At 35.9% G+C, this 23375-nt stretch carries 24 protein-coding genes and 2 pseudogenes; 20 read left to right on the top strand and 6 right to left on the bottom strand.

Annotated features, from left to right (window positions below; all coding sequences use genetic code 11):
* Window positions 1–72 precede the first annotated feature (72 nt).
* The 14 genes from CKV67_RS13840 (at window position 73) to CKV67_RS13775 (ending at window position 14903) form a co-directional block, all read left to right on the top strand.
* Complete coding sequence (locus CKV67_RS13840; RefSeq protein ID WP_025280128.1) at window positions 73–561, top strand: DUF4352 domain-containing protein; 489 nt, start codon at window positions 73–75, stop codon at window positions 559–561.
* Window positions 562–1275: a YveK family protein gene (locus tag CKV67_RS13835; RefSeq protein ID WP_014093897.1), complete on the top strand. Its 714-nt coding sequence runs from the start codon at window positions 562–564 to the stop codon at window positions 1273–1275. It abuts the gene before it with no gap.
* Entirely contained in the window at window positions 1244–1909 is a 666-nt protein-coding gene (locus tag CKV67_RS13830) for a CpsD/CapB family tyrosine-protein kinase (RefSeq protein ID WP_014093896.1), read from the top strand. Before CKV67_RS13835 ends, CKV67_RS13830 begins: the two co-directional genes overlap by 32 nt.
* A gap of 29 nt (window positions 1910–1938) precedes the next feature.
* Window positions 1939–3030: a UDP-N-acetylglucosamine 4,6-dehydratase family protein gene (locus CKV67_RS13825; protein WP_014093895.1), complete on the top strand. Its 1092-nt coding sequence runs from the start codon at window positions 1939–1941 to the stop codon at window positions 3028–3030.
* Window positions 3031–3032: 2 nt separating this feature from the next.
* Window positions 3033–4370: a nucleotide sugar dehydrogenase gene (locus tag CKV67_RS13820; RefSeq protein WP_025280127.1), complete on the top strand. Its 1338-nt coding sequence runs from the start codon at window positions 3033–3035 to the stop codon at window positions 4368–4370.
* Between the two features lie 4 nt (window positions 4371–4374).
* Entirely contained in the window at window positions 4375–5658 is a 1284-nt protein-coding gene (locus CKV67_RS13815; protein ID WP_025280126.1) for a lipopolysaccharide biosynthesis protein, read from the top strand.
* A 431-nt stretch (window positions 5659–6089) separates the two neighbouring features.
* Window positions 6090–6965: a hypothetical protein gene (locus CKV67_RS13810; RefSeq protein ID WP_139581190.1), complete on the top strand. Its 876-nt coding sequence runs from the start codon at window positions 6090–6092 to the stop codon at window positions 6963–6965.
* Window positions 6922–8058, top strand: a complete 1137-nt coding sequence (locus CKV67_RS13805) for a glycosyltransferase (RefSeq protein WP_014093891.1) — start codon at window positions 6922–6924, stop codon at window positions 8056–8058. Before CKV67_RS13810 ends, CKV67_RS13805 begins: the two co-directional genes overlap by 44 nt.
* Window positions 8055–9236 (top strand): glycosyltransferase family 4 protein, encoded by a 1182-nt coding sequence (locus CKV67_RS13800; protein WP_014093890.1) that lies wholly within the window; start codon window positions 8055–8057, stop codon window positions 9234–9236. Before CKV67_RS13805 ends, CKV67_RS13800 begins: the two co-directional genes overlap by 4 nt.
* Complete coding sequence (locus CKV67_RS13795; RefSeq protein ID WP_014093889.1) at window positions 9233–9883, top strand: sugar transferase; 651 nt, start codon at window positions 9233–9235, stop codon at window positions 9881–9883. Before CKV67_RS13800 ends, CKV67_RS13795 begins: the two co-directional genes overlap by 4 nt.
* The gene (locus tag CKV67_RS13790; protein WP_014093888.1) at window positions 9840–10973 is read left to right on the top strand and encodes an aminotransferase class I/II-fold pyridoxal phosphate-dependent enzyme; all 1134 of its coding nucleotides are present in this window, start codon (window positions 9840–9842) and stop codon (window positions 10971–10973) included. The genes CKV67_RS13795 and CKV67_RS13790 overlap by 44 nt, the downstream gene beginning before the upstream one ends.
* 114 nt (window positions 10974–11087) lie before the next feature.
* Window positions 11088–13466 (top strand): immunoglobulin-like domain-containing protein, encoded by a 2379-nt coding sequence (locus CKV67_RS13785; protein ID WP_014093887.1) that lies wholly within the window; start codon window positions 11088–11090, stop codon window positions 13464–13466.
* A 41-nt stretch (window positions 13467–13507) separates the two neighbouring features.
* Window positions 13508–14146 (top strand): acetyltransferase, encoded by a 639-nt coding sequence (locus CKV67_RS13780; RefSeq protein WP_014093886.1) that lies wholly within the window; start codon window positions 13508–13510, stop codon window positions 14144–14146.
* Window positions 14139–14903, top strand: a complete 765-nt coding sequence (locus CKV67_RS13775) for a tyrosine-protein phosphatase (RefSeq protein WP_025280123.1) — start codon at window positions 14139–14141, stop codon at window positions 14901–14903. Before CKV67_RS13780 ends, CKV67_RS13775 begins: the two co-directional genes overlap by 8 nt.
* A gap of 77 nt (window positions 14904–14980) precedes the next feature.
* Here the strand turns inward: CKV67_RS13775 and CKV67_RS13770 are convergent, their stop codons facing one another.
* Both CKV67_RS13770 and CKV67_RS13765 read right to left on the bottom strand, forming a co-directional pair.
* Complete coding sequence (locus CKV67_RS13770; RefSeq protein WP_025280122.1) at window positions 14981–15820, bottom strand: Cof-type HAD-IIB family hydrolase; 840 nt, start codon at window positions 15818–15820, stop codon at window positions 14981–14983.
* Between the two features lie 116 nt (window positions 15821–15936).
* On the bottom strand, window positions 15937–16788 hold the full coding sequence (locus CKV67_RS13765; protein WP_014093883.1) for a MurR/RpiR family transcriptional regulator: 852 nt from the start codon (window positions 16786–16788) through the stop codon (window positions 15937–15939).
* A gap of 510 nt (window positions 16789–17298) precedes the next feature.
* Between CKV67_RS13765 and CKV67_RS13760 the strand changes: the two genes are divergently transcribed.
* From CKV67_RS13760 to CKV67_RS13745, 4 genes are read left to right on the top strand one after another with little or no spacing between them, the layout of a single operon-like run.
* Window positions 17299–17811 carry a hypothetical protein gene (locus CKV67_RS13760; protein ID WP_014093882.1) on the top strand — a complete coding sequence of 171 codons (513 nt, stop codon included), beginning with the start codon at window positions 17299–17301 and terminating at the stop codon, window positions 17809–17811.
* Window positions 17812–17866: 55 nt separating this feature from the next.
* The gene (locus CKV67_RS14895; RefSeq protein ID WP_025280121.1) at window positions 17867–18139 is read left to right on the top strand and encodes an ATP-binding cassette domain-containing protein; all 273 of its coding nucleotides are present in this window, start codon (window positions 17867–17869) and stop codon (window positions 18137–18139) included.
* Window positions 18136–18522, top strand: a complete 387-nt coding sequence (locus tag CKV67_RS13750; protein WP_025280120.1) for an ATP-binding cassette domain-containing protein — start codon at window positions 18136–18138, stop codon at window positions 18520–18522. The genes CKV67_RS14895 and CKV67_RS13750 overlap by 4 nt, the downstream gene beginning before the upstream one ends.
* Window positions 18473–19417, top strand: a complete 945-nt coding sequence (locus CKV67_RS13745) for an ABC transporter permease (RefSeq protein WP_014093881.1) — start codon at window positions 18473–18475, stop codon at window positions 19415–19417. Before CKV67_RS13750 ends, CKV67_RS13745 begins: the two co-directional genes overlap by 50 nt.
* A 241-nt stretch (window positions 19418–19658) precedes the next feature.
* Here the strand turns inward: CKV67_RS13745 and dhaM1 are convergent, their stop codons facing one another.
* The 3 genes from dhaM1 to dhaK1 are packed head-to-tail and all read right to left on the bottom strand — an operon-like array spanning window position 19659 to window position 21645.
* Window positions 19659–20033: a dihydroxyacetone kinase phosphoryl donor subunit DhaM1 gene (gene dhaM1, locus CKV67_RS13740; protein ID WP_014093880.1), complete on the bottom strand. Its 375-nt coding sequence runs from the start codon at window positions 20031–20033 to the stop codon at window positions 19659–19661.
* A 4-nt stretch (window positions 20034–20037) separates the two neighbouring features.
* Window positions 20038–20634, bottom strand: a complete 597-nt coding sequence (gene dhaL1 / locus CKV67_RS13735) for a dihydroxyacetone kinase ADP-binding subunit DhaL1 (RefSeq protein WP_014093879.1) — start codon at window positions 20632–20634, stop codon at window positions 20038–20040.
* 21 nt (window positions 20635–20655) lie between these two features.
* The gene (gene dhaK1, locus CKV67_RS13730; protein ID WP_014093878.1) at window positions 20656–21645 is read right to left on the bottom strand and encodes a dihydroxyacetone kinase subunit DhaK1; all 990 of its coding nucleotides are present in this window, start codon (window positions 21643–21645) and stop codon (window positions 20656–20658) included.
* 230 nt (window positions 21646–21875) lie between these two features.
* On the opposite strand from dhaK1, the pseudogene CKV67_RS15040 reads away from it, so the two are divergent.
* Both CKV67_RS15040 and CKV67_RS15035 read left to right on the top strand, forming a co-directional pair.
* Window positions 21876–22148, top strand: a pseudogene (locus CKV67_RS15040) (transposase); the annotation flags it as partial.
* A gap of 385 nt (window positions 22149–22533) precedes the next feature.
* A pseudogene (locus tag CKV67_RS15035) lies at window positions 22534–22643 on the top strand (IS3 family transposase); the annotation flags it as partial.
* Window positions 22644–22721: 78 nt separating this feature from the next.
* On the opposite strand, the gene CKV67_RS13720 reads toward CKV67_RS15035, so the two are convergent.
* On the bottom strand, window positions 22722–23075 hold the full coding sequence (locus CKV67_RS13720) for a hypothetical protein (protein ID WP_014093877.1): 354 nt from the start codon (window positions 23073–23075) through the stop codon (window positions 22722–22724).
* Window positions 23076–23375 lie beyond the last annotated feature (300 nt).

Genomic DNA, 23375 nt, shown 5'->3' with positions numbered 1-23375 from the left:
CTCTTAACTGATTCCCGCCAGTTAAGAGTTTCTCTTTTAAGAAAAGAAATGGATATGGAGGTTACAACTATAATGAAAAAAGCAACCACTCTTGCAAGTATTGTTGCATTATCTCTAGTGGTAGGAGCATGTGCGAACACGGCCAATGATACAAAAGATACCACACCCAAGTCAGAAACCTCAGCTAACAAAAACAAAGAAGCAACTGACATGATTAAAAAAGTAGACGGTGTTGCGATTGAAATCATCAAAGCGATTAAGTTAGATAAAGCAAAAAAAACAGACGAGACGATTCTCAAAATCCATTTTAAAGGAAAAAATAATGGTGCCGATTCACAACCGTTAGACGCCATGTTATTATCTGTTAAAAATAAACAGGGACAAGTACTCGCTGTATATCCATCTACAAGTTTAGAAACATCATTAAAGTCTAGTGAAGAAGCAGAAGGAGATGCGTTCTTCGTTCTAAAAGGTGATACACCGCTCACGCTTATTTACGAAAATCCAGATACTAAGTCAAAAGCAACATGGACAATTAAAACCATCAAGGATGCGAGCTAAATGGAAAAAACTCTCGATATTAAATATATCGGTCAATTTTTCAAAAAATATTGGTATATCATTGTCGCTGCATGTGTCGTAGGGATGATAGCAATCGCTTTTTATACCTCTTACTTTGTTACACCGATTTATCAAGTGTCTACAGATGTGCTCGTTAATCAGAAAAAAAATGAGCAAGTAACTGTCTCAGATGTGCAATCAAATCAGCAGTTTGTCAATACCTATTCAGTTATTTTGACAAGTAGTCGGATTCTAGATCAGGTCAAAGACAACTTAAACTTACCACAGTCTGTCAAACAATTGAAACAACAAATAACGATTGAAAATGTAGCGAACTCACAAGTAATTACGATTAAAGTAACGGATAGTTCCGCAGAAAAAGCCACTCTTATTGCCAATAAAGTAACGACTGTATTCAAAGATAACATCAAGAATATCATGGACCAACAAAATGTCAGCATCTTGTCAGAAGCAAAGGCTGATGATAATAATATCCCTATTAAGCCAAATAAAAAGTCCGCGCTTGTTATGGGCGCTTTTGGAGGACTAGTTATAGGAATCTTATTCTCTTTCTCACTACAACTTCTTAACACAACAATTAAATCCGAAAAAGATATTGAAGCGCTGACAGATATTCCAATCCTAGGTTCTATTCAAAAAGAACGGAAGAAGAGGAGGCGCCATGCCAAAAGAACGTTCAAAACTACTCATTAAACATCAAAAAGGCTCGAAAACAGCGGAACAATTTCGAATGATTCGAACAAATATTGAATTTATCAGTAAACAACGAATGCTAAAAATAATGATGATTACCTCAACCAAACCGCAAGAAGGAAAGTCAACTATCATTGCGAACCTAGCTGATGTAATGGGGAGGCAAGAGTTAAAAGTCCTCATTATTGATGCGGATTTACGACTACCCTCACAACATTATATCTTAGGTGTAGATAACTCAATTGGGCTAACAGACATTCTAGAAGAAACGATCCAGAGTCAAAATGCTATCCAAAAAACATCTTTGTATAACGTGGATCTTATTTCAGCAGGTCAAGTTCCACATAATCCATCGGAGCTACTTTCCAAACCAATCTTACGGAAATTATTGAAAGAAGCTAAAGACTACTATGATTATATCTTAGTAGATTCACCACCAGTCATTGTTGCGGATACAACGATTATCTCCCAACAAATGGATGGGATCATTATGGTTGCGGAAGAAAGTAAAACACAAAAACAGAAATTCCATAAAGCCTTAACTACTTTGAGAAGTACTCATACACCTATCATCGGCATTATTTTAAATAAGACAAAACAAGATAAAAGTAGTAAATATTATTATTACAATTAAACAAGTAGCAAAAGGAGAGGACCTTTCCATTGAAGAAACAAACGATTATACCATGTAGTAATGCTTTTGCAGAAGAACTGTTGCAGCGTAAAATCAAGAAAACACTTTTGGCAGATGTTTATCCGGAAATATATACAAAAAAAGTGCTTATTACTGGAGCAGGAGGTTCGATTGGTTCCGAGATTTGTCGTCAAGTATATGCTTTAGACCCAGCTGAACTCATTTTAGTAGGGCATGGAGAGAATAGCATTTATCTGATTCAAAATGAACTGATGAATTTACCTAATAAAAATGTAAAAGTAACAGCTGAAATTCAAGAACTTCAAGACGAAAAAGGTATGTATCGATTAATGGAAAAAGTAAAACCAGATATTGTATTTCATGCAGCGGCTCATAAACATGTACCACTCATGCAAAGTAATCCGCATTCTGCAGTTGCTAACAATATTATCGGTACAAAATATGTTGCTGAGGCAGCGGGAAAAGCAAATGTAAAAACATTTGTCCTTGTTTCGACTGACAAGGCTGTTGGACCACGAAATGTTATGGGTGCAAGTAAACGTATTGCTGAAATGATTGTCGCCCATTTAAATAATAAATATCGAACAAACTATACGACAGTACGATTTGGAAATGTGCTAGCAAGTCGTGGGAGTGTTGTTCCGCTTTTCCTAAAACAAATTGAAAAAGGTGTACCGCTCACATTAACTGATCAAGAGATGACCCGATACTTTATGACAATTGAAGAGGCTGCGAGTCTAGTTATAAAGGCAGGAACAATAACAACCGATGGAGACATCCTAGTTCTTAATATGGGAGCAGCCGTTAAAATTAAAGATATTGCCGAACGACTAATCGCAATGTCTGGAAAAAAAGATATAACGATTCAATACACTGGCATTCGTGATGGCGAAAAGCTTCATGAAAATTTATTCGAATTAGATGAGTATATCCAAATGGAAGAGAATGCAGAAATGTTTATCGGAAAAGCAATGATGATTCCTGAAGACTTAATTACAGAATTACTTATGAACTACGAAAGCTGCTCAAAAGAAGACCTGGTCGCTGAACTTTTAAAAATAGCTAATCGAAAAGAAATTAACATTCCAATGGAGGTCTAGTTATGTATTATGAAGCAATGCAAGAGGAAATAAAGACCAAGAATTACAAAGTTGGAATCATCGGACTGGGCTATGTCGGCTTACCTTTAGCAATTGAATTTGCCGAAGCTGGATATAATGTCATTGGTTTTGATATCCATGAGGGTAAGACTGCTCAACTTATGCAAGGTAATTCCTACATTATTGATATTCCTAATTTAAAATTACAAACGGTTATAGAAAATGGCTTTTTCATGCCAACTACTGATTTTTCAAAATTAAGTGAGGTTGATGCAGTGTGTATCTGTGTCCCAACACCACTTACAAAGTCTCAAGAACCAGATATGTCGTATATTATCGCAGCCGTTACTGAAATTAAGCGTTATCTAAAACCAGGTATGCTAATTACACTCGAAAGTACCACATATCCCGGAACGACGGAAGAACTTATACAAGCAGAAATAGAAGCATTAGGTTACCACGTTGGAGAAGATTTTTTCCTATGTTTCTCACCAGAACGTGTTGACCCGGGAAATAAAACTTTTCAAACAAAAAATACACCAAAAGTACTCGGTGGTACAACCTCAAACTGTTGCAATCTTGGTGAGGCATTATATTCAAAAGTAATTGATAATGTTTACCTCGTTAGTTCTACTAAAGTTGCCGAAATGACAAAATTACTCGAAAACACATTTCGCAGTATTAATATTGCCTTTATTAATGAAATGGCAATGTTATGTGAAGCTCTGAATATCAATGTTTGGGAAGTGATAGATGCAGCAGGAACCAAGCCATTTGGGTTTATGAAATTCACACCAGGTCCTGGAATAGGTGGACACTGTATTCCACTGGATCCGATGTACCTTTCATGGAAGGCAAAAGGAGCTAATTTTTTCAGCCGTTTTATTGAATTAGCGCAAGAAACGAATAAGAAAATGCCAGAACAAGTGATTCATAAAGTAGTTCAAGCTTTGAATACAGACTATAAATCCATTCGCGGCTCAAAAGTATTGGTTTTAGGTATGGCATATAAACCAAATATTGATGATGTGCGAGAATCGCCTGCGCTTGAAGTGTACGAGTTGTTACGTAAAAAAGGTGCGACTCTTACTTATTATGATCCCTATGTAACAGCCTTCTATAGTGAAGACGGGTCATTAATATCCAGTGAAACAAGTGTATGTTACAGCGAGTATGATGTTGTCGTTGTCTTAACAAACCATCACATGTTTGACGCAGCGGAAATTTTGAGTCAGGCAAAGCTGATCGTGGATACACGAAACATGTTTAAAGGGGAAAATAGCGAGAAAGTCTTTCGTATTGGCGCTGGGATTCCGGAATGTCATGCGATGATGCAATAAGAAAATGAAAACACTCTTTCAATCTACATTTCTAAAAAATTTAACCAAAGTTTTTTCAGGAAATGTGATCGCGCAACTTATTTTAGTAGCCTTGTCTCCCGTTTTAACGCGGATATTTACACCAGCGGACTTCGGTATATTTGGAACATACACGAGTTTACTAGGTATTTTTTTAGTTATTTCTGCATTTGCTTATGAAAAAGCGATTCCAATGGAAAGAAATCGTGATAACGTTCATCAGATTGTTTGGTTATGTATGGTCATATCGCTTGCCTGGTTATTAAGTGGTTTGACAGTGTATTTAATAACAGGTTGGTCAATCTTCCAAATGTTGAATGTGTCTGTCTCATATGCTGTGCCAATTCTGTTTGGTATTGGCGTGTTCGCAGCTAGCATACAGCAGATTTTGAGCTATTGGGCGATTCGGAATAATTATTATGGGCGCATCTCTATGGCAAAAATAACACAAAGTAGTGTGAACGGAGCGGGTCAATTGGTTTTTGCTGGAGTGTTAGAAAAGACAGGCTTAGGACTAATTACTGGAGATGTAGTCGGACGTATGGCAGGCTCTATAAATTTGTTCATTCGTTTTATAAGGCAAGAAGGAGTATATTGGCAAGTCCGTTGTTGCTTTAAGTTGATAAAGAAATATCGACAGTTTCCGCTTCTCGGAATGCCTTCACTTGTACTAAATAATCTGGCTTTACAATTACCGACGCTACTATTTGTTGTTTTTTTTGGAGTTGCTGCAAGTGGACAATTTTCGCCAACGCAACGAATGATAGGTATCCCGATTGCCATGATTACAACAGCCCTGAGTCAAGTGTTCTACGGAAAAGCCAGTGAACTACAACGAGAAAACCCAGCAACTTTAACTAGAGTGTATTGGAAATTAACAAGTCGACTTTTTGCTGTTTTTCTGCTACCAATGTGCTTATTTGCTTTTGTGTCGCCGATATTATTTGTCTGGTTATTCGGACCGAACTGGCAAGTGGCAGGGATGTTTGCACAAATATTAACACCGATGTTTTTTGCTCAACTCGTTGTACTACCAGTGTCACAAATTCTCTATATTACTGGTAGGCAAGGCTTGCAATTATTATGGGATAGTGCCAGGTTTGTACTACTAATTACTGGATTTCTGGTGATTTACAAATTGCAATGGGGGATGGTGACCGCAGTTATTTTTTTTAGTGCCACGATGACAGTGAGTTATGCTTTTCTATTGTTACTTGGCAGGTTGGGTATGAAACGAAAGGATACGGTTTATGAGCATCACATGGAATAAAATTTTATTGTTTATCGGCGTATCTTTTTATGTGTATGGACTGAAAGCTTTCTTATGTCTATTTTATTTCCCCAGCTTTTTCTTACTTTGGTTTTATTAATTTACATCCGAGTATGAATGAGCAACTGGTTTCTTTGCTATTTGTCTTTGTCCCGCTTCTTTGGTCAAACACACATGCTTATAGACCATCACGAATTGTCTACTGGATATTATATATGATGGTTTATGTACCAGCAATGCTTGTTCCTGATTACGTACGTATTAACAACTTTGATGAGATTCTCCTTTTAAAATCTGTTTTATTATTCTGCTTAATTTTAATTTATATAACAGCGGATTTTAAACTAATACCCGTGTACTATATAAAAGTCAAAAAGCAGGTGGTACTGCTGTTTGTCACTATATTTTCATTTTCGTTATGGGGAATTATTGTGCAGACATTCGGTATTCATTTTAACTTTTCGAAGGTTGATGATGTGTATGATTTACGGGAAGCTTACCGAGATCAGGTGAATCGTTTCTCGGGATATGCGATTAATTGGCAATCAAAAATTGTGAATGCGTTATTTTTAGCATTAGGATTTGTGAGTAAAAATAAATGGTTGATTTGTATTGGTGTGTTGGGGCAACTGTTTATTTTTTCTATCACTGGACAAAAGAGCATCGCCTTATCTAGTATTTTTATTTTAGGAATTATCTTTTGTTTACGAAACAATGGGCGTCATTTTGTGCTTTATTTTGTTTATGGTGTTACGGCGTTAGTATTCTTAGCGATGGGGCTAGATGTCTTAACGGAAAGCGCTGAATATACTTCTTTATTCGTTCGGCGGATGTTAATTACACCAGGATTACTGCTTAGTTACTACTTTGATTTTTTTTCTGTTAATCCAAAAGTATATCTCTCGCACAGTATTTTATCGCCATTTATGTCCTATCCGTACGATAAATTACCACCATTTTTAATTGGAGAGCATTATTTTGGGCGGGTGGATTTGGCTGCAAATGCAAATATTTGGGCAGATGGTTTTGCGAATTTTGGCTATGCAGGAATTATTAGTTTTAGTGTGCTCCTTATGGGGATTTTATATCTTTATGATAGCCTTTCTGAGCATCGGAATTTTATTGTGAGCACGATACTTATGGCAATGCCGGCTTGGAGTCTAGTTGACACTTCATTAATTACAAGCATACTGACTCACGGGATTTTATTAGCTTTTATTATCAATTATTTTTTAGCAACAGAAAGGAAGGGGGATCCGCTTTATGAAGAAAATCATCGTTTTAAGTTCCGTTCACCCTTGGAATGATCCGCGTGTTTATCATAAAGAGGTATTAACCTTACTTCGGGCTGGCTACCAGGTGAATTATTATGCCGTTGAGGGACAAACAAATGTATTGCCAGAGCATCCAGGACTAACAATAACTTTATTGCCAAAAAGAAATTTAGCAAGAAGATACTCAACATGGCGCTATTTTTTGAAAGAAGTAAAGCAGAAGCAGCCGGATGCAGTACATTTGCATGACCCGGAGTTGTTATTTTTAGTGCCACGTATGAAAAAAATAACCACTGCAAAGATTATTTTTGATATGCATGAAGATTTTCCTGCTGCGTTAAAAAGTAAGCGACTAAAAGGGATTCCAATACCAACTAGTTGGATGAAATATTTGGCGCGCTATGAGAAAAAACAGCTAGCTAAAGTGGATCTGCTTTTGTTTGCAGAGAAATACTATAAAGAAAATTACCTTGACATTTCCACAATGAAAACAGATATATTGAACTACCCTTTTTTGAATAAGCAGTTGGATGATGAAGCAAAGTATCCGGTGCCGACACTAATTTATGCAGGTGCTATTCATGAAATTCGCGGCTTTAAAGAGATGCTTGAGTTAGCTAGGATTTTGCATGAACGTGGATGTGTTTTTCAAATGTTTATTATCGGTCAAGTCCCAGAACGACTTACTGAGTGGAGTAGCGCGTATACGAAATTACATCATCTAGAAAGTATTGTGCAATTAAAAGGACGACTTGATTTGGAAAGCTTAAATCAATATTATAAAAAATCTCATATTGGGCTGGCGCTTCTTCATCCAGAGCCAAATTATTTGAGATCCCTGCCAACGAAACTTTTTGAATATATGTCTTTTGGGTTACCGTATGTTGCTTCTGATTTTCCTCTTTGGTGTGAATTAATGACGGATAGTGGAAGCGGAATCCCTGTAAGTGTTTTAGATGTGTCGGGGATAGCAGATAAGATAGCGATTCTTTTAAATGAACAAGAAAAGTACCGGGATTTTGTGATAAATGGCAGGTCTGCACATGGTACTCATTATAATTGGGAAATAGAAGCGAAGAAACTTTTGCAAACGTATCAAATACTTTTTCGAGGGGATACCATATGAAATTACTTTATATTCACCAACATTACGAAGAAAATAAAGGCGCTACAAGGTCATATGAACTATCTAAATATTTTTTAGCGCAGGGTGCCAAAGTAGTTATGATAAGCGGTCAAGGCGATTCTCATATAACAAAAGAGGGGCTAATTGTAAAATCAACGCGGACTAAATATAACCAAAAAATGTCAAAAGTTAGACGAATACTAGCTTTTATTCATTTTTTCCTGCGAAGTATTATTCTTGGAGTTCGAGAGAAAAATATTGATCAAATATATGCAACATCAACACCGTTAACAGTTGGACTTGTCGGCTTGATTTTAAGTAAATGGAAGCGAAAACCGTTTGTTTTTGAAGTGCGCGATGTGTGGCCAGACGTACCAATCCAATTAGGTATTATTCGAAATGCTCGACTGATTCAGGTATTAAAATGGCTGGAAATGAAGATTTACACCGAAGCAACAGCAATTATTGTCTTATCAGAAGGAATGCGACAGAATTTGCTGCAAAAAAAGATACCGGATGGCAAAATAACGGTCGCGGAAAACTTTGCAAATCGCTCCCTTGTTCAGGAGAGTAATAAAACACCGCTGGAAGACATCGAGTTGAAAAACTGGATGAATGATAAGTTTGTGGTAGTTCATCCAGGCGCTATGGGGCTTGTGAATGGGGTTGACTACCTTCTATCTTGTGCAGAAAGACTTCAACATAATACCGCTATCCATTTTTTACTAATAGGCGATGGTTCAGAAAAACAGAAAATCCAAGCACAACTAAATACCAAGAAGCTCTCTAATGTTCGGATTTTAGATACAAAATCAAAAAAAGAAACGCTTCAAATTATATCTCAATGTCAAATGGGGACAATGCTTGTTAAAGATGAGCCGATTTTATGGGATAATAGCGCCAATAAATTTTTTGATTTTCTAGCATGCGATTTGCCAGTAGTGTTGAATTATCAAGGTTGGCAAAAGCAAGTCTTAGAAGCGAGTGGTGCTGGAAAAGGATTTAATCACGCAGATGAAGAAGCTTATTGTAGATACGTGGAACATTTAGCGGCTGATTATCGAAGCTGGAACCAAGCTAGTAAAGCATCACAACAATTAGCAAAAAAATATGACGTAAACCAAATTGCACATCGAGTTTGGCAGACGATTAACAAATATAAGGAGTGGGCTTATTGAAACGCTGGGTAGATTTTTGGATGGCATTATTGTTACTTATTTTGGCAACACCAATTATTTTATTTTGCAGTAGCATCTTTTATGGCTTGTATCGAGAGAAATCTATCTATGTAAGTCAACGTGCGGGGAAAAATGGTCTTCCTTTCGCTATTTATAAGTTAAAGTCGATGAGGACACGGCTTGACGAAAATGGAAAACTTCTTCCTGATGCAGAACGCTTAACAAAGTACGGGAATCTACTTCGAAAGCTAAGTTTAGATGAGCTACCACAACTTCTTAATATTGTAAAAGGGGAGATGAGCTTTATTGGTCCACGTCCTTTACCACTAGAATACAACCAGCTTTATACAAAGGAACAACAGAAGCGCTTAACTGTTTTGCCGGGAATCACAGGACTTGCACAAGTTAAAGGGCGGAATAGCTTAAGTTGGGAAGAAAAATTCGCTTTTGATTGCGAGTATGTTAGGTCCCAAACGCTCCGATTAGATTTTAAAATTGTTCTATTAACCATTTATAAAGTAGCTTATCAAGATGGTATTTCCCAAGATAGCCATGTAACGATGTCCAAATTCACCGGCTTAACTCCGCGAAAGGAAAGTTTATATGAAACAAATACCACTAGCAGTCCCGCATATGAGCGGGAATGAGCAAATCTACATTCAAAAAGCTTTTAATACAAATTGGATAGCGCCACTTGGACCAAACGTTGATCAATTTGAAGCAGGCTTAGCCACATATACTGGTTCTGAAGCCGTTTTAGCCACTAGTTCTGGGACGAGTGCAATTCATCTAGCCTTGACACTTTTAAAAGTAGAACCAGGTGACACAGTGTTTTGCTCTACATTAACTTTTGTTGCGAGTATTAATCCAGCCATTTATATCGGAGCAACCCCTGTCTTCATTGATGCAGAAACTGATACATGGGGAATGAGTCCAATTGCGCTCGCGAAAGGGTTAAAAGAAGCCGCAGCCCAAAATAAACTGCCGAGAGCAATTATCGTGGTGCATTTGTACGGTCAGAGCTGCAAAATGGACGAAATTATGGAAATAGCAAATCATTATGAAATTCCAGTTATCGAAGGCGCAGCAGAAGCACTGGGCTCCACTTATAAAGGACAAAAGCTAGGAACTATCGGAGCATTTGGAATATATTCTTTTAACGGAAACAAAATTATCACAAGGTCTGGTGGTGGTGCACTCGTTTCTAACGATGCTAACCATATTGAAAAAGCGCGCTATTTAGCATCTCAAGCAAAAGAAATAGCACCATATTATTCTCATAGCGAAGTTGGTTTCAATTATCGTCTTAGTAATATATTAGCTGGCATCGGAATTGCTCAATTAGAAGTTTTAGAAGAGCGAATTAGAAAGAAACGAGCAGTATACAAAACCTATGAAGGGGTCTTTGAGGATTATGCGGGCATCACTTTTTTAGCCGAGTGGGAAGCAACTTTTAGCAATCGCTGGTTAACAACCGTTCTTCTAGATCAAATAAACCCGGGAAAAACGATGGAACAATTAGCAGCAAAGGGCATAGAAAGTAGGCGGTTGTGGAAACCAATGCACACCCAGCCATTATTTCAAGAAGTCCTGTATTACCAAGAAAATGAGGAACAAAGTAATGCAGATTATTTATTCCAAAAAGGATTGTGTTTACCATCTGGAACGCAACTTACAGATAATGAAATCAATTATGTTTGCGATATATTGAAAGAAATCTGTAAGGGCACATATTAATAGACACCTCCATCTTTTTAGAAGATCTGGTGTTACATATAATTATAAATTACATCTGTGGGTTTGGGAGAGCTGCAGATTTATATATAAATACTGTAATAAAGGGAGGAAAATATGAAAAAAATAGTTAAAATAGTACTTATCTTACTCATATTGGGAGCTAATTTCCCAAGTGCCGTTAGTGCCGAGACGGCAACACATGAGGTCGTAAAAACAAATGTTGCGGGAGATACTTCAACAAATACCATTAGCATACCAGTGAGTAAAACATCTCGAGAAAAGAAACTAGATTTAGTCATTCTGCAAGATTTATCAGGTAGCTTCCGTGCAGAATATCCAAACGTGGCACGCCAGCTAAAAGAAGCGATAGACTTAATGGATCCGATAATTGACCGTTCACAGTTCATCGGTTATACATCAATCAAATCTACTGATACTCACTTACCAATTTACAATGATCCTAAAACAACACTAGATGTACAAAATTCAGGTGAATATAATGAATTCTTTAATGTTATTAATAAAAATGATATGACAGATTCGATTACAAATACAAAAGCAATGATTGATAATGTGACTACAAACCAACTGTATGGTAACGGAACACCAACAGCTTACGGGATTCAAAAAGCTTTAGAAGATTACCAAGCAAACAACCCAGTAAAAGAAGCAAATCGTGAAACACTCTTTCTTGTTGTAACGGACGGATTCCCAAATGGGGACATCAACGGAGAAGCATTAACACCAAGCACATCAATGGTGCAGCTACTTGGTCCAACAACAGGTATTAATGCAGCACTAAATAATATTGCTTCTGCGGGCTACTTGACATCTTTTGGATTATGGCAAAATAAAACAGCACTAGAAAATGAATGGGGTACGGGTCTATATAATAACTACAATAACTACATCAATACAAACGTGCCAAATTTTGTTTCTCGTAGCGAGTTTTTCTTCAATATGAATAATAACGATGACTCGATTGAAGATTTTGCTACTGCAGTAAAAGATATTATTCAAACTAATCTAAACGATCAATTAAGCATTTCAGAAAAAGTAAGTGCTGGCCAAACCTATGTAAACGGTAGCGCAAAAGTGAAAAATAAAGTAGGCCAAACAATAACAATTCCTGCACCATATCAAGAACCTATCTTTACAAATCAAACATTAACATGGAACCTAGATGCTTTACCAGAAGGAGAATACACCGTTACTTTTGACGTTACTGGAAAAGTACCTGTTAGTAGTACACCGGCAATTACCGCGCAGAATATAACACTATCTGAAGGAGCTGCTTTTGACCCGATTCAAACTGTAAATCCAACAGCGACTGACACTGCATCCACTAATTTAACAACAAACATCCGCGTAACTGCAAATGATGTAAACACAAGTCAGCCGGGCACCTACCACGTGACGTATGAAGTAAGTGGCGTACTCCCAGCAAATGCCAATACAAAAATTTCACTCATTGACACTGGTAAAGTTACGTATCGGGACGCATTGTTAAAAACATTAGGAAAATTGGATTTCACACCAAATGTATCTGCTAAGAAAACCACAAAAACAATTACCGTTACCGTCACAGGAAAACCTATAATTACAGCGAGTGATAAAACCATCTATGTAGGTGACACGTATAATCCTAGAGAAGATGTGGAAGCAACTGATGCCAAAGACGGAGACATCACAAACAAAATCGAAATTATCAAAAATGAAGTAGACAACACCACTCCAGGCAAATATGAAGTTACCTATAAAGTAACCAACAGCGTAAACGAAAGCACAACAAAAACAATCGAAGTAACCGTGCTAAGTAAACCAGTGATCGAAGCAAAAAACCATACCATATACGTTGGTGATGAGTTTGATCCAATGGCAGAAGTCAGCGCAAAAGATGCCAAAGACGGAGATATCACAAACAAAATTGAAATTATCAAAAATGAAGTAGACAACACCACTCCAGGCAAATATGAAGTTACCTATAAAGTAACCAACAGCGTAAACGAAAGCACAACGAAAACAATCGAAGTAACCGTGCTAAGTAAACCAGTGATCGAAGCAAAAAACCATACCATATACGTTGGTGATGAGTTTGATCCAATGGCAGAAGTCAGCGCAAAAGATGCCAAAGACGGAGATATCACAAACAAAATCAAAATTATCAAAAATGAAGTAGACAACACGACTCCAGGTAAATATGAAGTTACCTATAAAGTAACCAACAGCGTAAACGAAAGCACCGTGGTTACAGTACAAATAACAGTTCTTGAAAAAATAACACCAACTGAAAAAACAAATCCAAATAAACCAATAAAACCGATCATTAAAGAGAGTGGTAAGCCAGTTAAAGAAAGTAAACCAAAAACAACGAAGAAAGCACCAGTCAAAAAATTACCAAAAACAGGAGAGCATCAGTCTTCACAACCGTTAGTAGGACTTGGACTACTCATCTGTCTAGCAGCTACTTTACGTGCTAGAAAAAATAGCTAATAAAGCGTACCAATGTGGCCGCTTAAAAGGAGCGTATTATCGTGAAGCAAGTCATCCTAGTTGGAGACGGCGGACATAGTAAAGTAGTACAAGAATGTCTGATGCAGCAAAAAGAATATACAATCATTGGTACATTAGATAATAATTACACAACCTACGAAAAAGTGGATGAACAATTTCGTGCTCCATTTACCGACTATGAGAAGTATAAGGCAGATGACGTATACTGGTTTATCGCAATTGGCAATAATAACATCCGAGCAACTATAGCTGAGAAATTAGGAAATGTCTCTTATGCAACGATTATTCATCCAACAGCGGTTATTTCGCAAAAATCAGTTCTTGAACAAGGAAGTATTGTTATGCCCCATGCCATCATTCAACCAGCTGCAATAATTAGAAAGCATGTGATTGTGAATACAGCTGCGATTATTGAACATGATGTAATTATTGATGAATATGCCCACATTTCACCGAGAGCAACGATTACTGGAGGTGTCAAAATTGGGGTATGTGTTCATGTTGGAGCAGCAGCAGTTGTTACCCCTCAAGTTAGTTTAGGCGATTATTCTACTATTGGTGCCGGAGCAGTAGTTACTAGAGATACAGCTGCATATCAGACATATGTAGGAGTTCCGGCAAAGAGATTAGTAAACAAAAGGAAGGAAAAGTATGATTGATATACATTGTCATATTATAAGCCAAGTAGATGATGGACCAACAACAGAGACAGTTAGCTTAACTATGGCGAGGCAAGCGGTCGCAGAAGGATTTACAGATATTATCGCAACCCCTCATCATTTGAAGGGCGATTATTTTAATCTTCGTCCGGATATCATGGAACGTGTAGCCAAACTGAATAAATTAATAAAAGCAGCTGCTATTGATCTTACAATTCATGTAGGACAGGAAATCCGGATACATGGTGAAATTATTGCAGGATTAGAAACTGGAGATTTAGCCACGCTCGCTGACAGCCGATATGCACTTATTGAGTTTCCAACGCAAGGAGTTCCTGCATTTGCAACACAATTATTTGCAGATATACAAATGGCTGGTTATGTGCCGATTATTGCCCATCCAGAAAGAAATTTGGAATTTATTAATAATCCATATCGTCTATATCAATTTGTCATGCAGGGTGCTTTGACGCAACTTACATGGTCAAGCTTGGCTGGTAAATTCGGAAAAAAACCCAAAAAAGCAAGCGAACTTTTTCTGGAAAATCAATTGGTTCATTTGATTGCTACGGATGCCCATGACGCATTACGTAGACCATTATTGCACAAAAAGATTAAAGAGCGTTTAATAAAGAACATCGGTCCAGATTACATGAAAGAACTCGAAGAAAATGAACGGAAAGTACTTCAAAATCAGTTTATTTATACAAAAGATTGCTCCGTTCCCTATTTAAAAAAGTTTGGTTTTTTTAAGTAGGCAATCTAAATAAGCTAAAGCCAGATTAAAAATCTGATTGATTCCGATTTTTAACCCGGCTTTTTTAGTTACTTCTATTAATTGGAAATAAGACTAGTAAGCATATGGGCAATGCCGTCTTCATTATTGGATAAAGTTATGAGATCAGCAACTTCTTTTAATTCTGATACAGCATTACTCATAGCAACTCCTGTTCGGGCATAACGTACCATCGTAATATCATTATGACCATCCCCAAAAGCAATTAAGTTCTCGGTACTAATTCCTATTGGTTTTAAAACAGTATCTAACGCCTTCGCTTTATCAATACCTTGTGCGGTAAATTCAAAGTAGAAGTCTGCGGTGAATACACAATTGAAGGACTCTTTGAAAGGCTCCATCATGGCTTGATAATTTTCTTGTAAATACGCTGGATCTCCGGCCGTCAATATTTTGCTAATTGGATAATCCAAGAAAGCAGCTAAGTCATCCTTTTCACATAATTTAAAGTTTCCGCCGCGGGATTCGTACTCAATAATATTGATTTCTTCGCCGCGATAAGGCACAAAAGAATCGAATACATTATTTACATACATATAGTCGTCTTTATCAATCATCACTTTCACATCGAATTGCTTCATATGCTCGAGTACAGCTTTTCCTTCCGTCACAGTGAGCGCTTGGCTGAATAGTTCTTCGTTTGTTTGGCAATCAATCACTTTGGCACCGTTGTATGAAACGAGGAAACCGTGGTATTTATCCATTTCTAATTGCTCTGCATAAAGATGCATTGCTGTTGTTGGTCTTCCAGATGCGAGAATTAATTTAACTCCATTTTGTTGTGCGGTAATAAGCGCTTTTTTTGTTGTCGGAGTAATTTCTTTATTATCGCTGAGTAGTGTACCGTCAATGTCTAAAATAATCGCTTCGATAGTCATGTGATAACTCCTTTTTTTCTTTATTGTATCATTCAAAAGTGAGTAGGGGGCGGAATCAAGAAAGATTGAAAGCTTTTTTTCAAACAATCGGGAAATCGAACGCTTTTTTGTAAAATTTATATCAAATCAGTATTCATTTTTTGGTAATTAGTCATTTTATATTGAATATTTTTTTCATAATTGTAGTTAAAGATAACGGAGTAAATCGTGTCAAAAATGCTAAGAAGAGATTGTCTTGTTGAAAAGGAAGAAACTTTGTTGTAATGATTTTCGGCAGATGCCATATAAATTTTATGGGTGGCAAACTTAACGAGTGGGTTGTCTTGCATCGAAGTAATTAAAATAATTGGGACATCGTTCTCGGATAAAATCTGCACTACTTTTTGTAATGTTTCGCTTCTACCACCGTAAGAAACAACCAGTGCCACGTGATTTTCATCGCTATTTGCTGCGGAGAGTCTTTGAATATAATCCTCTTCCGGAACATTAACTAAAATCCCAACTTCCTGCATTTGAAATTGGAAATTTTTCGCGAAAAATAAATTTGCAGAGGCAGCATAAATATCAATTACTTTGGCATTCATTAATTTCGCGCCAATGGCTACTAATTCTTCCGGGTCAGCATTATTTAATGTTTCATCAATCGTACTGTTATAAATTTGGCGCAAATTCGTCATTATTTGAAAAGGGGTATCCGACTCTAAAATGGGATAATCATAATTAATTTCTTTTTCTGCGGTCGTTTCTCGTAAACTAGAGGCGATTTCGATTTTTAATTCACCGATGCCATTTATCCCTAATTTGTTGATTAAACGATAAATGGTTGTCGTAGAAATAAAGGCCGCGGTAGCTAGTTCTTTAGGCTTGAATTGTAACGTTTGTTTAGGATTAGCTAAAATATAGTCAGCAAGTTCTTTTTCGCTATTAGTTAAATTGTTTAGTTCGCGTATTTTTATTAGAATATTCATAGTTTCCATTCCTAACTGTAATTTTAGATAATTATATCATGGATGATTAGACTAAAAACAAGTTTGTTTCTCTGTACTGGGTCCAATGAAGGGAGCAATTTTTGTATAGCAGAAAAATTATAATTAATATTTATACTAACTTTAGCAAATTTATTGATTGTGAATGTATAAAAATAATAAGGTATACATAGAAAAAACATTTTATGAATGAGTAAGTGAAATAGTTAACGTTTTAAGAAGTTTGTAGTCTTTAAATGTGAATTTTTTGTGAATTTTTTGTGAATTTTTTTAAAATTATTGCATGAATTTCTGTATATAAGCAAAAAAACAACTCGAATTGTTTCTATTGATATGATAAAATTCAATTTGAATTGAAAAATAGGGGGAATTATTTAAAAATAAGTAGTTTAGTATACTAATTAGCCATTTTATTTCATCATTTATTATACATAAAATAAAAATGTTATAATAATTTTATATTTTAGAATATACATAAGGGAGAAAATGATTATGAAAAAGTATGAAGTCGTGTCAATTGTTTTATTATTATCTTTATTTTTAGCAATACCAAACACAATCAAAGCTAGTGAAGTTAATAATCCCGTTGATATTTCACCGGAGCAAGCAATTGCCCAAATTGATTCTGTAGGTGTTGAAGAGGTAACTGAATCTAACAATGAAACTGGAGTTCGTTTAGTGCGTGCTGCAGCATATAAGAACAAAACTTTTTCTTATAAAAGAGGTGGACCTGCTGCATGGTGTAAAGATTTCATCAGCTTTAAGTATAATGGTTCTACAGTAAAAGAAAATAATAAATGGCAAGAATCAGGCTATATCTTTCCTAATTTAATTAAAAAGAGAGGAATTAGTAATTATCAAAATGGCACTGGATATAAAGATTATAGAGGAACAAAGACTTATAAAATCGGCTTGCCATCTAAGTTAGGGGACCTTGCTATTGGATCAACTGATCGAAGTGACTATTATCGTCTAAAATCAAATGGTAGTGCATATAAAAAGTAAGCGTATTTTAATCCTTCCACGTTTGAGTGGAAGGGTTTTTAGGAGATGAATTTTATTGATAACAATCAAGAATTTTAGTAAAAGTTACAAAAAAAACCATGTATTTGAAAACGTAAATCTAACAATTATAAAAAATGGTTACTATTATTTTATGGGGAAAAATGGATCTGGAAAAACCACTTTTTTTAATTGTTTGTTGGGGTTTGAAAGATTTGAAGGAGATATTTCCATTAATACAAAAAATGTGGCAGCTGTTTTTGATACTGAACAGCTATATACACACCTTTCTATAGAAGATAATATACTAATATTTTTGAAAAAAATTTGAATGACGACCAAAAAAGATTTTTCCATTCTTATGTATCTATTGATAGGAAAAAGAAAGTCAAAACATTATCTTTAGGTCAGCGCAAAATTGTGGCTATACTGATTGCAGTATTACGAAATTCTCAATTATTAGTACTCGATGAAATATCAAATGGATTAGATATAGATAATGCTAGTAAAATAAAAACACTTTTATGCGAATGTAAAAAGAAAATGATTATCCTCTCTTGTGGACATCAGTTGGATTTTCATTCAGACATTCTTGATAATGCTCTAATTATCAACAAAAAAACGATAACATTTGTTGGAGAAAATCATAATTTGGAGGATGTGTATGAAAGTATTATTTCATCAAGTAAAGAGAGAACTTTACTGTCAATATAAGTCGAAATATATTTTACTATTATTTTTAACCTTGCTTGGTTTATGTGTACTCTCAACATATACTCAAATGAATGTTTTGACATCGAGAGAACATCGACTCAGCGAAACGCAAAAGATGTATGAAAAAGATGGAATCTCTTTAGAGCAAGCTTTGAAAGAAGATTTAACTGTTAAAAATGACGGAAATTTAGAAGAGATAAGTAACATTTTAAAATATGACTATTTCCGATATATAGCGGCTAAAAATGCTTTAGCTCCGTTAAACGCACCTAATCAATTTTTTACATCGTCTGCGTTATTATTTTTACCTATTATTTTAGGTATTTATTTTGCATATGTTGCAATTATAGACTATAAGAATGGGACGTTAAAAACACAATTATTATACAGTGATTTTAGAAATTATTTTTTCAGCAAATTGATTTCATTGTTTTTAATTACTATATTTTCTATAATTAATGTAACAATATTATCCATAGTTATTCAAAAGTTATTTAATATTATTTTCCAGATAAAGACAAATAGTACAGTTTCTTTTATTAATCTATTGCCAAAACAATTGTTATACGAGTTAATTAGTCTATTTATTGTAGGATTAGCAGTTTTTCTAATAACTTTTTTATTAAAGTCACATGTTTTTAGTATTATTATGTTATTGCTTTATATGCTTTTAATACCTAATTTAGGAGGAATAGATTTCACGAATTTAATGCTCTTAATTACTTCTAAATTGTTTAATACTTCGGCTTCTTCTGTAGAAATGATACAGGGACAAGATGTTAATTTGGTTAGTAGTTCATTTTTACTTGTGTTAGTATTATTCCTGTTTGGTGCAGCAACTTATTATTTTGTTAAGATGCGAGAATGTCCTAAACAATCGAATTTTGAGCAATAAGTAAAATATCATACTGAAGTAAAGCTTAAAGCAATTCATAAAATCGTATTACTATAAATGCTGTTTTTTTGCTATGATGAAAAGATAAATAAATTTAAAAATCAATCGTTTTTATATTATTGTAAGATAAAGCTGTAATAGTTATAAAAGTTATCCCCAAAAATATTTATACTTTTTGAGGATAACTATTTATTGTCATTATTCTAAGTTGAAAATAACCATGCAATCATTTAAGCTAACTCTATTTAATCTCAATCGTCTTCAAATTTGCTGCAATTACTTCGGGTTTTTCGTCCATTTGAATTTGAGCAGCAGTTGCATAAGCACCTTCAAGAATCGGAGCATTGAAAAGAATAATTTCTTTATCGCTAATTTCTTCTACTGTTTCAATATTCATTTTGGCACTTCCAAGGTCATAAAAAGTGTAGACTTTATCGGATTCGTTTTGTTCAATCGCTTCATTCACCGTATCAAAACTCGTGCCAATTCGACCATCATCTGTTCCTCCTGCATGGGTAATTGAAACATCTGGGGCGATTTCTTTAATAATATCGTGAACTCCTTTAGCAACATCTTTGGAGTGGGAAATAATTACAACGCCATATGGTTTTGCCATCGCATCAGTTCACCTCCGTTTGAAGCATTGCGTGAAATAGTAGTGCCGAAGAATAAGCGCCAGGATCAAGGTGTCCAATCGAACGTTCACCAAGGTAGCTTGCACGTCCTTTAGTTGCTTTTAAGTCTTTCGTTTTTTGTAAGGCAGCATCGACCACATCATCTGTTAAGTCTTCTTGATGAAGCGCATGAACAACCGGCTCCCAAACATCAATCATCGTTTTTTCATCAGCGTGCGATTTGCCACGTTTTTCAATACCTTCTAGCCCAGCTTCAATGACTTTCGTTAAGCCAACTGAATCAATCGTATCTGAATCAACTGCTTTGCTCATATTCAAAAAGGCTGTCCCATAAAGCGGTCCCGAAGCACCACCAACTTTACTGACCATTGTCATTCCAGCAGTCTTGAAAACATCTTTCAAGTCGCTAGGTTCTTTGTCGGCAAAAGCTTTTTTTAGTTCACTTAAACCACGTGCCATATTAATACCGTGGTCTCCGTCGCCAATCGCTTGGTCGAGATCACTTAGTAACTGTTTATTCTCTTGTACACGTTCGCCGAAATCATTTAACCAACGAAGCGCCCAATCTTTATCATATGTCATTATTTATTCCTCCAAATCTTTTTACCAAGCAATAGTTTCAACAGGAAGTTTCAGCATATCGACCCACTTTTCATCTTCTAATTTCAAAATGGTTAGAGATAGTCCGGCCATTTCAAGCGATGTCATATAATCTCCAACGAGTGTTTTTTCGACACTGACACCTGCGTTTTTCAAAAGTTCATGAACATCATTTGCGAAAACATATTGCTCCATTAGTGGAGTTGCGCCCATTCCATTGACTAACACAACGACTTTATCACCCGAAATGAGTTTGCTCTCAGTCGCGATTCGATCATAAAGTTGTTTAGCTAGGCTTGCAGAGGGCATAATTTTTTCTTTAGTAAAGCCAGGTTCGCCGTGGATACCAATTCCTAGTTCAATTTCATCGTCCCCAAGCTCAAATCCTGGATGTCCGACCTCAGGAACCGTACATGGAGATAATGCGACACCAAGCGTTTTGATAGCAGAAATCACTTTTTCACCGAGTGCTTTTAGTTCATCAAGTGAGGCGCCTGCTTCTGCTGCGGCTCCGACAATTTTATGCACAAGAACCGTCCCTGCAACCCCGCGACGTCCTGTTGTGAAAGTACTATCTTCCACAGCGATATCATCATCCACGACAATTTGTTCTACTTTTATATCCTCGGCGTCCGCTAAATCAGCCGCCATTTCGAAATTCATTACGTCACCAGTATAATTTTTTACAATTAAAAGTACGCCAGCTCCTTGGTCAGCGGCTTTGATACCTTCATAAATTTGGTCCGGGGTTGGGGAAGTGAAAACGTCGCCGCAAACAGCCGCAGAGAGCATTCCGCGACCTACATAACCAGCATGAGCCGGCTCGTGGCCAGAACCTCCACCGCTTACTAGTCCTACTTTGCCTGAACGTTTATCATTTCTTGCAATGACACGAGTTCCTTCGACACGGTGAACAATATCTGTGTGCGATTTAACTAAACCTTCCACCATTTGTTCTACTACTTGATCTGTACCGTTAAGAATCTTCTTCATCTGACAAAAAACCTCCTTTAAAATATTCCTATTATCTCCATTTCCCTTTACTAGAAAGCTAAAACGTTGTTGCAAGTTTTATTGTACATTGGCAGACTATCATAGGTAATGCATAAGGGATTTATTCGTTGCTTATTTTTTTGACAAAGAGTGGAAGGGTCATATTTAAGTAGACAGTTAAAATAAGCGAATTTGCGAAAGGATCATCACTATGACAAAAAAGTTATTCTAAAGAGTTTAAGTTTCAAGCTGTTACACTTATTCTTAAAGATACGCATCCTGTTCGTTTTGTCTCCAAACAACTAAAGGTTCATGAAAATGTCCTTTATCGCTGGATTTTAGAATATGAAAAGTACGGAGAACGAGCTTTTTCAGGAAATGGGAGCGGTGAATTTTCTGCTCTGAAAGAAACAAAACGCCTTGAAAAAGAAAATATAAGGCTCAAAGAGGAGCTAGATACCTTAAAAAAGTTCCAGGATTTTCTCAAGCAAAACCACGATTAATCTTCAGTTATATTAAAAATCATCTGGAGAAGGTACCTATTAAAAGAGGTTATCAGTATTTGGGTGTGTCTCGTTCTGTGTATTATAAGTTTCTTCACCATATGCCTTCTAATCTGGAACTTGAAAATGACACACTTAATGAGATGATTCGTGACATTTTCTTTACTCATAAAGGTTGCCATTCCAGTTTTCTAGACTTTTAAGGATTCATCGTTTCTAAATCCATTGGAAAAATTAATTGATGTACATAAATAGCACTGCTTTGTTGGTACTTTAATTTTAACAAAGTGTGCTATTTTTGGATATCACGAAAAAAGCTGGAATACTAGACGATCGTTAGATTACCTTATGTCCCAGCCTTATTCTGCCTAAACAAGCATATTAACATGCTAAATCTATTGTAATCCCAATGGTAAAAGATTACATTAAATATTATAATGAAAAAGAATCCAATAAAAATTAGGCTATCAGTCTCCTGTGAATTTCAGAAAATAAACAGTCTAATCAAGAGTGCTTTTATTTCATTTTTACTTTATCAAGTCAATGCATAAACTGTAAGGTGCTGTTGTCTTACTATTTAATTATAACGTTCTCTCGTGCGATATACTTAGAACCGTCTTCTTCGTATACAATGGCTTTAGCGGATTGATTATCTCCAATAAGCTTATAGAGTTTGGTCCCCACATCCAAAGAATTGGACTCATTATTTTTTGTAGGCGTTGATTCGCTATTTAGCTTCTTATCTACTTGTCCAATAAGAGCCCCAACAGTAGCTTTACCAGCTGGTTCATTGGTAGGTACAAAATTAGTATCTTCGACCCTAATCAATGAAGCAACCTTTTTGCTCTGAGTGCTATTGTAGATGAGGACTCCCGCTATTACGAGAGCAACAATACATACAATCAAGATTATTAATTTTTTATTCATGCCAGAGCTTCTTGGTTATTTATTTTTTGCCAGAATGTAATCTTTCTTAACTGTGCTAGTATATTTTGTAGATGTACCGGTTAGAATATTTGCACCATTGTATTTTTTAACTTTATACGTATTCTTGTATGTGTCTCCATAAATAGCTGGTCTAGTCCATACTTATGGAAATAGGGCCATACCCTAAACTTACCGTCATCTTAGCAAATTGTGTTGAGCTAAAGTAATAGCCTTTAACGTTGTAACGAAAAACTTTAAATTCTGGGTGCCAACCAATAAATGTATTGGTTTTTAGTTTAA

The sequence above is a fragment of the Listeria ivanovii subsp. ivanovii genome (assembly GCF_900187025.1).
Taxonomy (GTDB): Bacteria; Bacillota; Bacilli; order Lactobacillales; family Listeriaceae; genus Listeria; species Listeria ivanovii.
The sequence above is the reverse complement of the archived record's forward strand: the minus strand, read 5'-3'. Positions and strand labels throughout refer to the sequence as shown.

Excerpts from the sequence above, each read along its gene's own strand:
- CKV67_RS13840 (WP_025280128.1), top strand. The coding sequence starts at position 73 with ATGAAAAAAGCAACCACTCTTGCAAGTATTGTTGCATTATCTCTAGTG.
- CKV67_RS13835 (WP_014093897.1), top strand. The coding sequence starts at position 562 with ATGGAAAAAACTCTCGATATTAAATATATCGGTCAATTTTTCAAAAAA.
- CKV67_RS13830 (WP_014093896.1), top strand. The coding sequence starts at position 1,244 with ATGCCAAAAGAACGTTCAAAACTACTCATTAAACATCAAAAAGGCTCG.
- CKV67_RS13820 (WP_025280127.1), top strand. The coding sequence starts at position 3,033 with ATGTATTATGAAGCAATGCAAGAGGAAATAAAGACCAAGAATTACAAA.
- CKV67_RS13815 (WP_025280126.1), top strand. The coding sequence starts at position 4,375 with ATGAAAACACTCTTTCAATCTACATTTCTAAAAAATTTAACCAAAGTT.
- CKV67_RS13805 (WP_014093891.1), top strand. The coding sequence starts at position 6,922 with ATGAAGAAAATCATCGTTTTAAGTTCCGTTCACCCTTGGAATGATCCG.
- CKV67_RS13800 (WP_014093890.1), top strand. The coding sequence starts at position 8,055 with ATGAAATTACTTTATATTCACCAACATTACGAAGAAAATAAAGGCGCT.
- CKV67_RS13790 (WP_014093888.1), top strand. The coding sequence starts at position 9,840 with ATGAAACAAATACCACTAGCAGTCCCGCATATGAGCGGGAATGAGCAA.
- CKV67_RS13785 (WP_014093887.1), top strand. The coding sequence starts at position 11,088 with ATGAAAAAAATAGTTAAAATAGTACTTATCTTACTCATATTGGGAGCT.
- CKV67_RS13775 (WP_025280123.1), top strand. The coding sequence starts at position 14,139 with ATGATTGATATACATTGTCATATTATAAGCCAAGTAGATGATGGACCA.
- CKV67_RS13770 (WP_025280122.1), bottom strand. The coding sequence starts at position 15,820 with ATGACTATCGAAGCGATTATTTTAGACATTGACGGTACACTACTCAGC.
- CKV67_RS13765 (WP_014093883.1), bottom strand. The coding sequence starts at position 16,788 with ATGAATATTCTAATAAAAATACGCGAACTAAACAATTTAACTAATAGC.
- CKV67_RS13760 (WP_014093882.1), top strand. The coding sequence starts at position 17,299 with ATGAAAAAGTATGAAGTCGTGTCAATTGTTTTATTATTATCTTTATTT.
- CKV67_RS13745 (WP_014093881.1), top strand. The coding sequence starts at position 18,473 with ATGAAAGTATTATTTCATCAAGTAAAGAGAGAACTTTACTGTCAATAT.
- dhaM1 (WP_014093880.1), bottom strand. The coding sequence starts at position 20,033 with ATGGCAAAACCATATGGCGTTGTAATTATTTCCCACTCCAAAGATGTT.
- dhaL1 (WP_014093879.1), bottom strand. The coding sequence starts at position 20,634 with ATGACATATGATAAAGATTGGGCGCTTCGTTGGTTAAATGATTTCGGC.
- dhaK1 (WP_014093878.1), bottom strand. The coding sequence starts at position 21,645 with ATGAAGAAGATTCTTAACGGTACAGATCAAGTAGTAGAACAAATGGTG.
- CKV67_RS13720 (WP_014093877.1), bottom strand. The coding sequence starts at position 23,075 with ATGAATAAAAAATTAATAATCTTGATTGTATGTATTGTTGCTCTCGTA.